Here is an 11,676-nt window from a genome sequence, read left to right as displayed (position 1 = left end):
AAAGCTTAGACAGAATTGTCGAGATTATAGGCTAAATAAATTACCTAGCACCAAGTCCATTTCTTAGTATCATTTAAATTTTCAATTTAGCAGTCCAGCGGGCACAACTGTGGTAAAAAGCTTCAATAGTCTGTTTGGCAAATCAAAAAGTCTGTTTGGCAAATCAAAAAAAGGGGTCGGCATTGAACTTGCTCCCGAACGGGTAAATGTAGTTCAGCTACGCAAGCAGGGTCAAGGTTTGAAACTAGAAACCTTTACATCGGTAGCAGTCCCAGAAGGGATAGTTACCGATGGTCAAATCACCGACTCTCCAGCAATGGCGCAATTAATCCAGCAGGCGCTAGCTGAGAGCAAAATCAAAACTTCTCGTGTTGCTACTGGTGTACCAGGACGAGATTCCATCGTTCGGATAATACCTGTGCCAGCAGAGTTAGATGATAAAGAACTGCGAGAAATGGTGCTGAACCATGAAGCAGGTTTGTATTTACCCTATGCTCGTGAAGAGGCTGATGTAGATTATCAGAAACTTGGGTATTTTGTAGATGAAGATGGCATTGAAAAAGTACACGTACTCCTAGTTGCCACCCGCAAGGAGATAACGGATACCTATATAAGTACATTCGAGCAGGCAGGATTACAAATTGATGTTTTAGAAATTAACAGTTTTGCTCTGATTCGGACTATTCGGGAGCAACTGCGACAATTTGGGCCGCAAGAAGCAGCAGTACTTGTTGATATAGAGTTCGACAGTACAGAAATCGCCATCATCATTAACGGAGTGCCGCAATTTTCGCGCACAGTCCCAATCGGGACTTATCAAATGCAAACTGCCTTAGCAAGGGCAATGAGCTTACCCACATCACGAGATATGGAACTGTTATACGGAATGGTCATCACCCCAACTTCCATAGACGGTGGCAAAACCGGCGTCACTGAACTCAATCCTGGTATGGCAGCCATATTGAGAGTATTGGGAGAACTAACGGATGAACTGCGCCGTTCCATCGATTTTTACCTCAATCAAAGTGAAAATTTGGAGGTAGCGCAGATTTTATTAGCTGGGCCAGGAGGTGGACTCCAACAGCTAGATGAGTTTTTTACCCAACGATTGAGCTTGCCAACTACCCAAATAGATCCAATCGGGGCTTTGTCTTTGGAAGTTGACACTGATAAATATCCACAGGTGCAACGCTCTGGCTTGGCGATCGTACTCGGTCTAGGAATGCGGGAGGTGTAACAAAATGTACAGTCTAGATGTTAACTTTCTTAAAGACCGCCCAGCATTCCAGAAAAAGCCTGAGAGAAAGAGAGGAATAGCCCTAAACCTGCCTACAGGGAATATGACACCACTGTATGTGGGAGTTGCACTAGGTGTAACTCTTCCAGCTTTATTGGGACTTGGTTGGTGGTTTTTGCAAGGGAAGATTGTTCAATTAGAGGGGACAGTAGCACAACTAGATCAGGAAAGCAAGAGGTTAGACACAGAAATAGGAAATATTAACAAAATTAAAGCCGAGACGAACACAATTAAAGGGGAAACCCAAGCTTTAGTCACTGTATTTGACCAGATTCGTCCTTGGTCAGCAATGCTGCAAGATTTGCGCGATCGCACCCCAGCGGCAGTGCAAATCGAGACTATCAAGCAACTTCCGCCCATTGCGGTAGCGGCAGGTCAGCCAGCAAACAATCCCGCCGGGGGATTAGAAATTACCGGCTTGGCTCGTTCTTTTAACGATGTCAATGATTTCTTATTGATTTTACAACAGTCTCAGTTCTTGAAGTCCACAGAAAGCAGAATTCTGACGGCAACGTTAGTAGATGCTCCCTTAACACCAGGTATGGGTCAACCTTCTACTGGTGTAATAATTAAGCCACCCCAAGTAGTGAAATACACTATTCAATCGAGTATGAGCGATGTTCCAGCTTCGGAATTAATCCGGGAGTTGGAAAAAAAAGGCACGGTGGGGTTAGTGACTCGAATTCGTAGTATGCAACAAACAGGAGTCATTCCAAAATGACGCTGAGTGATGATTTAAATTTTGCCGAACATGGTGGGGAATTCGATCAGGAAACGCCAGCGTCCCCCGTAATCTTTGGTATTGCCTTCACACCAAAAATTATTGGGATCTTGGTGGGGGTAATTGGTTTAGCGGGAGCAGGTTATATATTGTTAAACCTGCTGATGCCAGCTTGGGAAAGCTATCAGCAGCAGCAAGCCAAAACCTCCGAACTGCAAGCGCAAATTGAGCAAAAAAAAGCCAATATCAAACTGATTAACAAAGTTAAAGACGAACTAGCGCAGGCAAAACAGCAAAAAGTTCAGGTTTTAGGTTTATTTGCTAACGAAAAAACCTTAGATACATTGCTGTTGGATATGAACCGCTTAGTTGAGTCTGGCAATACTTCAACTTCTATTAATGCAGTAAGAGCCAAACTGAAGAAATTTGTGCCGGTTTCCCAAAAACCAGAACCAGTTACCGATGGAACTCTAGGACTACAGGTTGACGGCAAGCTGCAACGCAGCAGTGTTAATGCCGAAATTACAGGAACTTATGAACAAACACAATCGATAATGCGTAACATTGAGCGTTTACAGCCTTTGTTAATAGTTAAAGATTATCAAGCAACTTTAGCTCCAGTAGAGTCAAGATCCCCATTAGATAAAACGCCTATGCAGGTAGGCCCAGCAGCGATTAATACATCATTCCAATTACAGGTATTGATGCCACTTACTCCAGAAGAAATAGCAGCCGCAGCAGCTAAAATTGCCCCGAAAAAGTAATAGTGAACAGTGCTAAGTAGGGGCGCACAGATGTCATCCGTGTCAACTTAGAGCCAAGGCTAATAGAATTCGCGGCTATACAAACGTTCGCCCTTGGCGTTCCCGAAGGGTAGTCCGCCTACACGGACTAAGGAAAAACTCAGGGTTTGAAACCCGCGTTCGCCCTTGGCGTTCCGTTGGCGCAGCCTCTGGTAGAGAAGGAAAGGCGTGTTTTGCTTGTGTAGACGCGGTTTATAACCGCCCTTGTAACTTAAGTCAACTTAGAGCCAGGGCGAATAGAATTCGCGAAGTTTACGGGCACACAAGTGAAGTCCGCGGAGGCGGACTATGGAAAATTGAGAGTTTGAAACTCAAAATTATTTGTAAACAAGGTTTTATCAGGTGAGGAATGAACTGTGAAACAGCTTCACGGTAATAGTTTTATATTAGGTGCTGCCGCTTTTGTATTTTTGGCAGTTCAACCAGTTTGGGCACAAATTAGTCAAGTTACTAATGTCCAGTTAAATCCAGTTGATGGTGGAATTAGTGTTGCTTTGAAAACTTCTTCAGGGTCGCGCCCCCAAGTTTTCACTACAAAAAGAGGCAAGGCTTTAGTAGCAGATATTATTAATACTCAATTACGATTACCACAAGGTAATAGTTTTCGTCAAGATAGCCCAGCACCAGGAATTGCGTCTGTCGAGGTTAGTCAGCTTGATGCCAATAGCATCCGGGTGACGGTAACTGGCAGCAGCAATGTACCTAGCAGTCAACCGGTGGTGCGATCGTCAAATGGAATTACACTCAGCTTTAGCCCATCCGCAGGCACTATAGCATCAGCACCAACGCCAACAGCGCCAACACCCACAGCACCGCCTGCTTCTACTCCAGTCCAACCTGGTCAAAAGCCAGGTGTTCTCGTTCCCAACCCGGAAATCACCATTGACGGACAACCAGCACAAGCTGCTGGGCCAGGTCAATCTCTGAGTCAGGCTCCACCTTTCTTACCTAGAGCCGTCGCCCCACCAGTGGGGGATATTGCGATTTCCAATACCGATGCTTCTCCTAGCGCCATTGACTTAGGAACTCAGGAACGTGTACCCCGTCTAGTGCTGCGAGATGCGCCGGTGCGTGAGGTTTTGTCACTGCTTGCTCGTGCTGCTAATTTGAACCTGGCTTATATCGCAGGTGAGCAAGCTGCTGGTGCTGGAGGTCAGGCAACTTCTCAAACAATCTCTCTGGATATAGAAAACGAGCCAGTGCAAGATGTGTTTAACTACGTCTTGCGTTTGAGTGGTTTAGAAGCTAACCGCAGTAATCGCACAGTTTTTGTTGGGCCTAAACTACCTAATGCGACCCGTGACATGATTATGCGTAGTATGCGACTCAATCAGGTAACGGTGGGAGTCGCCCTGAACTTTTTGGTCGGTTTGGGGGCGGAAAGTGCCGTCAGCCGCGAACGACAAGTTACTAGCGTTAGTGCCATACCCGTGGGTACTGGAGTTGCTCCTATCACCCAAACTCAGACGACTACAGAAACCAGAGTTGAACCTCAACGCGTTGATTTTAAAGACTCTAGCCCATTACTGAGAGGTTTACAGGCATTAGGAGATGAGCGCACTAATTCGCTCACCTTAATTGGCCCTCCTAGACTCATTGAAATTGCGATGGCTCAACTAACTCAGCTTGATATCCGCCGTCGTCAAGTTGTAGTCAACGTCAAGATTATCGATGTTAACCTCTTGAATACCCAGGACTACAACACTAGCTTTTCCTTTGGGGTTGGTAACAACTACTTTAGCAATGATGGCGGTGCAGCATCTCTGAATTTTGGTGGTTCGAGACCAGCTACAAGAGCTGAAGCATCAACCAGTGTGACTAGTACACCTGTCATCCAGAATCCCGTTACAGGAACGCCTTTCGTTGACCCCAACACAGGCGTAGCTATTCCAGGAACTACTCCAGGTACGGTAGTAGTAGACGCAAACGGCAACATCACTAGAGTTGCAAACCCAGGAAGTGGCACTTTCTATCAACCTATTGCGCCTACTGGCAACCCCCTACAACCAGGTTTCTCTACTATCACCCCAGCAACCGATAATATCATTACAAGGAACGCTGATGGCACATCAAGTATTACACAAGGTACTCTTGGTGCAGCTACTACAGCTTTGCCAAGTTTATTCCAGTTTCCTAAGCGTCTTCTCGCTAGCTTGCAGGCTCAAGTGCAAAATGGCAACGCCAAGATTTTGACAGACCCAACCTTAATTGTGCAAGAAGGCCAAACCGCTAATGTAAACCTGACTCAAGAAGTGGTAGGCAATATTAAAAGGGAAATCGTTCGCGATGCAAATCTTGCTACAGAAACGATTTCAGCGGAAAAAGACCGAGTAGGTTTAACCCTAGCTGTCAAAATTGAGCGGATTGACGACAATGGTTTTGTTTCTCTATCGGTAGCTCCTGTCGTCAAAGCACCCCAAGCTCCAGCTACCATCAACGTTGGCGGGGGTGGTAGCCAACAAATATTCTTGGTATCTGAGCGCTCTCTTAATTCTGGCTTGATTCGCCTGCGAGATGGTCAAACGCTAATTCTCTCAGGCATCATTCAAGATGCAGACCGGACAACTGTTTCCAAAATTCCCATCTTGGGTGATCTTCCACTAATTGGTTCGCTATTTAGAAGTACAAATAGACAGAACCAGCGTAGTGAGGTGATTGTATTGCTCACACCTCAAATCATGGATGACTCTGATAACTCCTCCTACGGCTATAACTACACCCCCAGCCCAGAAGTGCGGCAAATCCTTGAGCGTCGGGGGTTGAAAATTCCGGCGAGGTAATAAAGATGATAAGCGGGTGAGTCACCTCTGGCAAAGACTCATATCCCCGACTTCTTTAAGAAGTCGGGGATCTTCTTGTTCACTTTTATTGTGGTGTAGAACAAAATGGATATAGGTTTATAGCCCAGTCAGCAAACAAAAAGGGGAGATACTCCTATGACAGCACTTACATTAAACCTCAATTCTGTCATTAAAATGACAAGAGAGCAGTTTTATCAATTGTGTGAAGAAAACCCCGATTTAAAATTAGAACGCAATGCCCAAGGAGAGTTGATTATAATGCCACCCACAGGAGGGGAAACAGGAAAAAGTAATTCTACTATTAACGCTCAAATATGGTTCTGGAACGACCAAAATCAATTGGGCGAAGTTTTTGATTCATCAACTGGATTTACTTTACCTTCAGGGGCTGACCGTTGTCCAGATGTTTCTTGGGTGGAAAAATCTCGTTGGGATGCTTTGACTAAAGAACAAAAAGAAAAATTTATTCCCCTATGTCCTGATTTTGTTATCGAGATACTTTCACCTAATGACAGCTTGAAAAAAACTCAGAATAAGATGCAAGAGTATATCGAAAATGGTTGTCGTCTAGGTTGGTTAATAAACCGAAAAAAACAGGAAGTAGAAATTTATCGTCCAGGACAAGATGTGGAAGTTTTAAAATTTCCTCAAACTATTTCCGGGGAAAATGTTTTATCTGGTTTTGTACTCAATATACAACGAATTTGGTAAAAGTTCGGAGTGTGTGGTATTGATTCAATTTCTTCGATAAGTTGTTCTTTGATTGTCATATTCACACCTCTTTTAGGACTTACGCACTGAAAACCTGAAACCTTGATCCCCCCTAACCCCCCTTAAAAAGGGGGGGATCTGAAAAGCTGCCTTTTTAAGGGGGTTGGGGAATCTCTTCTGCGTAAGTCCTACTCTTTAACTAAAAAAGGTTAAACCTAAGATTAAGAGAGTAGAAGACAGGCGATACAATGACTGATTCAGCAGAACAACCCAATAGCCCCACAAATGCCGCACGAGAACTCAAACCGTGTAATTGAAGGTTTTGTTGGGGTGCTGTGCGAAGAGTTGGGCTGGGAAATTGACGCGCTGGTTCATTAACTTTAACGCGGAATGATTTGCAGCGGGGAGCCGAGCCAGATAGTAGCTACTACATCCAAAATGAAGCATTAGTTCGAGATCAGGAAAATATTAACATAGCGATCGACCCACCTCCTGACCTGGTGCTGGAAGTGGAATATTCCAGGTCTGCAATAGACAAGCTTAAGTTTTATGCTGCGATCGCAGTCCGGGAATTTTGGCGTTATAACGGCAGTGTGTTGCGAGTCTACACGCTTGCAGGTGGGCAATACTCAGAAGTTGAAACCAGCCCTACTTTTGCGCCTGTGTCGGTCAAAGAGATTCCTCTGTTTATGCAAGAAGCGAAGAAGAATGGGGAAATTGCTACCACCCGTGCTTTTCGGGCTTGGGTGCAACAGAAAATTTCTGCTAGGGAACAGTAAAACCATGTCCGGCAAATTGACCATAATTATCGCCAAACCTCTCCCCTGGTGGACTTACTTACTGTGTACACACAAGTTTCTCTGGACGCAATTTATGGTTTATCGAATAGCTCAAGAAAACCTCACCCTGGTTTTAGTACGCAAAACCTGTCCCTCTCCTTGGTAAGGAGAGGGATTAAAGTCAGGAGAGGGAGAGGCTTCGATTTTCAATAACTCTTCAAATCCTTAATTAATCTCAACAAATACTAACCATCTCCCACCTCCCCACTCCCCTGTTCACTGAGCGATGCCTGCGGCGGGCTGCGCCTACGCGGTTTTTACTAAGTATTTTTCCTACTTTTGGGGTAGTTTTTAGGGAAACAAGTACCCTAAAATTACAAAACATCCTGAAATCTATATAAATTAATGGTTTCATCTATCCACATCAGGCTACAACACCTTAGAATGATTCATTGAAAAGTCGAGCCGATGGGATGTACAGCCGTTTTGAATAAAAATACTCCCAAAGGATGATTTTTGTATTTCCGCAAACAAAGATTTCAGTACAGATGTGTCAAGGTGCATCCGTAAAGAATCTCAAGTAAACCTTCAGGAGTTTGACATGAACAAAGGTGAATTAGTTGATGCCGTAGCTGAAAAAGCTAGTGTTACCAAGAAACAAGCGGATCAAGTCTTAACTGCCGCTTTGGAAACGATTATTGAAGCAGTTTCCTCTGGTGATAAGGTAACGTTGGTAGGATTTGGCTCATTTGAATCACGGGAACGTAAAGCCCGCGAAGGTCGCAACCCGAAAACAAATGAAAAGATGGAAATCCCAGCGACAAGGGTTCCTGCTTTCTCAGCAGGAAAACTGTTTAGAGAAAAGGTAGCACCCCCAAAAGCATAGGTTCTGTCTTCGGGAACCCTTTATTTAATGCGGCAACCTGCACACGGGGGAAATTTAGCCTGGGCAGCAGCACTGGCTGGCTGTCCCCCTGATGCTATTCTGGATTTTTCTGCTAGCATCAGCCCGTTGGGGCCTCCAAACAGCGCGATCGCTGCTATTCAGTCCCAAATTGGTAATCTTAAGCACTATCCAGACCCAAATTATAGTGAACTGAGACTAGCTCTCAGTCACTTCCATCAATTGCCGCCTGAGTTGATTCTGCCGGGTAACGGCTCCGCAGAATTACTCACTTTAATAGGTAGGGAATTATCTCAATTAGCCGCGACAACTTTAATAACTCCAGCCTTTGGCGACTACTACCGAACCTTGGCAGGGTATAACGCTAAAGTGCTGGAGTGTCCTTTGTCATTGGTCACTTGTACTGAGCGAAGCCGAAGTATTGATCATTGGTCACTTGTACTGAGCGAAGCCGTTGGCGCAGCCTCTCGTAGAGAAGTATTGGTCATTGACAAAGGACAAAAGACAAAGGACAAAGGACTATTGCTGAATAACCCCCACAACCCCACCGGAAAGCTATTTTCACGGGACTCTATTTTGCCCTACCTGGAGCAATTTGCTTTGGTTGTGGTGGATGAAGCATTTATGGATTTTGTGCCGCCTAATGAGGAACAAAGCCTGATTCCGGTGGTGCAGGAACATCCGAATTTAGTAGTATTGCGATCGCTGACCAAATTTTACAGCCTCCCAGGACTGCGATTGGGATATGCGATCGCACACCCCGACTGCCTAGCGAAATGGCAGCTATGGCGTGACCCCTGGCCCGTAAACACGCTAGCGGCGGCGGCAGCAATTGCGGCCCTCCAGGATACAGAGTTTCAGCAGCAAACCTGGGCATGGCTACCACCTGCACGAAACCAACTGTTTCAAGGTTTAGCTGAAATCCCAGGATTGCAACCCCAAGCAAGTGCTGCTAACTTTTTACTGGTTGAGTCCCAAGAGTCTACTTCGCAGTTACAGCAAAAATTACTCAAGCATCACCAGATTTTAATCCGCGATTGCCTTAGCTTTAAAGAACTAGGCGATCGCTTTTTCCGTGTTGCTGTACGTTCCCAATCCGATAACCAACGCTTACTAACAGCGCTAAAAGAGAGTTAGGAGTTATAAGTTAGGAGTTATAAGTTATAAGTTGAAGAAGGGTTTTAATTCTTAACTCCTAACTCCTAATTCCTAACTCCTAATTCCTGTACAGACGCGATTAATCGCGTCTCTCCTAACTCCTAACTTTAAATTCGCGTGACCGTTGACTACGATATCGTAATTATTGGCGGCAGTCTTGCTGCATACTACGCTGCCCTTGCTGCAACCCAACTACGTGCTACAGTTGCCCTGGTGGAACCGAAAGTAGACTATGGGTTTACTCATCACCATGCTCTTACCGAAATTGCTAAACTGGCGCAGAAGTTGAATGATGCCGCTAGTTTTGGTATTCATGCCACACACACTGATACTTCAGAAGAATGCCACATATCTATGGCATGGCAAGAAGCGATGCTGTATGCTCAATGCGTCGCCTCAAATCTTAAAGAACAGCATTCTCCAGCCATCCTAGCTGCACAGGGAGTCGATGTCATAGTTGGCAATGGGCAATTTAAATCCTCACCCCAACTGGCTTTTGTTGTTAACAATCGTCTACTACGCGCCCGTACCTATTTGCTGGCCAGTGGTTCGCGTCCAGAAATGCCGGAGATTGAAGGATTGCAAGCCACTGGCTATCTAACCCTTTCTAATATTTGGCAATCCTTACAGGGAGCGACATTACCCAAAAATTGGGTAATTATCGGCGGAATTCCCCAAAGCATTGAAATTGCTCAAACTTTAGCGCGGTTTGGTTGCAGTGTGACGCTTGTAGTCAAGCATCTTTATGTTCTACCCCATCTTGACCCTGAGATAGCCATATTGCTTCAGGCGCAGTTGGAAGTCGAAGGTGTGCGCGTCCTCACCGATAAACCCGTGACTCAGGTGAGGCTAATTGAGGATAAAAAGTGGATTCAAGCAGGAGATAAGGCTATTGAAACTGATGAAATTTTAGTGGCGACTGGACAACAGCCGAATCTTGAATCTCTAAATTTGGCAACAGTAGGTGTAAAATGGCATCGGCGTAGCTTAGTGGTGAATGACAAACTGCAAACCACTAACCACCGTATTTACGCTTGTGGTGATGTAATTGGTGGTTACGACTTTGCCAATATCGCTAATTATGAAGCAAAAATTGCCCTGAACAATGCACTTTTTTTCCCCAAGTTACGAGTAAATTATTACTCTATTCCTTGGGCGATGTTTTCTGTGCCGATGCTGGCGCAAGTGGGTTTGACAGAGGCGCAGGCAAAACGTCAATTTGGTCGAGATGAAGTTTTAGTTTTGCGACAGTATTTTAAAACAGTGGCAGCAGCCCAACTTCGGGACGAAACCACTGGTATGTGTAAATTAATTGTGCTACGCAACGGGGAAATTTTGGGAGCTTCGATATTGGGGGCAGAAGCTGGAGAGTTGATTAATTTGATTGCTTTGGCAATGTCACAAAAAATTAAAGTCAAAGATTTAGCAAATTTATCTCCCGTCTATCCTAGCTTCTCAGAAATTCTGGAACAAACTGCAAGAGAGTGGAGTAAGCAAAAGTTAAATAGCAACATTGCTTTGCAAGAGTTTTTAGAAGGTTTCTTCCATTTCCGCCGCAATTGGAATTTATGAGTGAGGAGTGGGGAGTTAGGAGTTAGGAGTACAGACGCGATTAATCGCGTCTGTACAGGAGTTAAAAGTTAAAATCTCGTCTCCAGGTTCTACCTGGAAATGGACTTCATTGCGGCTCTGCCGCTAATCAAGGAGGCGGAGCCTCCTGGTAGGCATTCCCAGTCGGAGACTGGGAACGAGGTAATCTTCCACAAATTTTGGTTTAAAACCCCTGCATTACTACCCACACTACCCCAGCCGCTACTAGAGGCACGCTGAGGTTATCTGTGCCGTGGGGTGAGACTGCCTCTGCTAGGGTGGCGAAAGTAGCGGTTATTGCCGTAGTGAACAAGGCCCATCCTAAACTAAAAGGTTTTGCCAGGGGACTCAGCGATGAACCTGGTAGCAACAATAGCACCAAGAAAATCACCACTGTACTCGCTACGAACATTGCTGCCGAACCCTCCCAGGAACGCACAGAATTTCCCACTTGGTATTTATGCTGCCCGAAGCGCTTGCCGATTAATGCTGCTAGTGCATCACCCCAGGTCATCGCCATTATCCCAGCTACGGCGATTGGGGCGCTATCTACTGGCCCGTCTGGTCGCCATAGTAGCCCGAAAAGCAGCGTCACTGAGATAGCAAAATAAACTGTACCAGGTGAGCTATCCTGGGTATCCATTGCGCCAATGAGCCGGTAGCGGTAGAACAAGTAGTTGAGTCCGATAAAGGTAGCAAAAGGTATAATTCCGATTTCCCAGTTGTTAAACAGCAGCAGGACACCGAAAACCCACATCCCTGCACCAATATGGATCACTTTGCGGGTCAAATCTGGCTTCACAGCAAACAGCCTACGCAGTCCTTCGCCAATAACGAGCAGACTAGTCGCGTAAATATAAGAAATTGCTAGCCCAATAAAATCATTTGTCATTCTCCGCGTCCCCGCGTCCT

At 45.3% G+C, this 11,676-nt stretch carries 9 protein-coding genes and 1 pseudogene; 9 read left to right on the top strand and 1 reads right to left on the bottom strand.

The window, feature by feature from the left end:
* Positions 1-109: 109 nt before the first annotated feature.
* The 9 genes and pseudogenes from pilM (at position 110) to V7K30_RS05115 (ending at position 10,746) form a co-directional block, all read left to right on the top strand.
* Positions 110-1,237: a type IV pilus biogenesis protein PilM gene (pilM, locus tag V7K30_RS05155; protein WP_334997747.1), complete on the top strand. Its 1,128-nt coding sequence runs from the start codon at positions 110-112 to the stop codon at positions 1,235-1,237.
* A gap of 4 nt (positions 1,238-1,241) precedes the next feature.
* Positions 1,242-2,018 carry a PilN domain-containing protein gene (locus V7K30_RS05150; protein ID WP_334997745.1) on the top strand — a complete coding sequence of 259 codons (777 nt, stop codon included), beginning with the start codon at positions 1,242-1,244 and terminating at the stop codon, positions 2,016-2,018.
* A complete protein-coding gene (locus tag V7K30_RS05145) occupies positions 2,015-2,782 on the top strand; it encodes a pilus assembly protein PilO (protein WP_334997743.1) in 768 nt (255 codons plus the stop codon). The genes V7K30_RS05150 and V7K30_RS05145 overlap by 4 nt, the downstream gene beginning before the upstream one ends.
* 395 nt (positions 2,783-3,177) lie before the next feature.
* Entirely contained in the window at positions 3,178-5,601 is a 2,424-nt protein-coding gene (locus tag V7K30_RS05140; RefSeq protein ID WP_334997741.1) for an AMIN domain-containing protein, read from the top strand.
* Positions 5,602-5,757: 156 nt separating this feature from the next.
* Positions 5,758-6,333 carry a Uma2 family endonuclease gene (locus V7K30_RS05135; RefSeq protein ID WP_334997739.1) on the top strand — a complete coding sequence of 192 codons (576 nt, stop codon included), beginning with the start codon at positions 5,758-5,760 and terminating at the stop codon, positions 6,331-6,333.
* Positions 6,334-6,606: 273 nt separating this feature from the next.
* Positions 6,607-7,112 (top strand): annotated as a pseudogene (locus V7K30_RS05130) (Uma2 family endonuclease); the annotation flags it as partial.
* Between the two features lie 601 nt (positions 7,113-7,713).
* Positions 7,714-7,998, top strand: a complete 285-nt coding sequence (locus tag V7K30_RS05125) for an HU family DNA-binding protein (protein WP_292772118.1) — start codon at positions 7,714-7,716, stop codon at positions 7,996-7,998.
* A 27-nt stretch (positions 7,999-8,025) separates the two neighbouring features.
* The gene (cobD, locus tag V7K30_RS05120; RefSeq protein WP_334997737.1) at positions 8,026-9,153 is read left to right on the top strand and encodes a threonine-phosphate decarboxylase CobD; all 1,128 of its coding nucleotides are present in this window, start codon (positions 8,026-8,028) and stop codon (positions 9,151-9,153) included.
* Between the two features lie 138 nt (positions 9,154-9,291).
* Positions 9,292-10,746, top strand: coding sequence for a dihydrolipoyl dehydrogenase family protein (locus V7K30_RS05115; protein WP_334997735.1), 1,455 nt, complete (start codon positions 9,292-9,294; stop codon positions 10,744-10,746).
* A gap of 202 nt (positions 10,747-10,948) precedes the next feature.
* Here the strand turns inward: V7K30_RS05115 and V7K30_RS05110 are convergent, their stop codons facing one another.
* Complete coding sequence (locus V7K30_RS05110) at positions 10,949-11,656, bottom strand: diacylglycerol/polyprenol kinase family protein (protein WP_334997733.1); 708 nt, start codon at positions 11,654-11,656, stop codon at positions 10,949-10,951.
* Between the last annotated feature and the right edge of the window lie 20 nt (positions 11,657-11,676).

The organism is Nostoc sp., assembly GCF_036917655.1.
Taxonomy (GTDB): domain Bacteria; phylum Cyanobacteriota; class Cyanobacteriia; order Cyanobacteriales; family Nostocaceae; genus Nostoc.
This window is presented reverse-complemented; position numbering and strand designations above follow the sequence as displayed.

What these genes read in the sequence shown, in the direction of transcription:
- V7K30_RS05150 (WP_334997745.1), top strand. Translation starts at nt 1,242, where the DNA reads ATGTACAGTCTAGATGTTAACTTTCTTAAAGACCGCCCAGCATTCCAG.
- V7K30_RS05145 (WP_334997743.1), top strand. Translation starts at nt 2,015, where the DNA reads ATGACGCTGAGTGATGATTTAAATTTTGCCGAACATGGTGGGGAATTC.
- V7K30_RS05135 (WP_334997739.1), top strand. Translation starts at nt 5,758, where the DNA reads ATGACAGCACTTACATTAAACCTCAATTCTGTCATTAAAATGACAAGA.
- V7K30_RS05125 (WP_292772118.1), top strand. Translation starts at nt 7,714, where the DNA reads ATGAACAAAGGTGAATTAGTTGATGCCGTAGCTGAAAAAGCTAGTGTT.
- cobD (WP_334997737.1), top strand. Translation starts at nt 8,026, where the DNA reads ATGCGGCAACCTGCACACGGGGGAAATTTAGCCTGGGCAGCAGCACTG.
- V7K30_RS05110 (WP_334997733.1), bottom strand. Translation starts at nt 11,656, where the DNA reads ATGACAAATGATTTTATTGGGCTAGCAATTTCTTATATTTACGCGACT.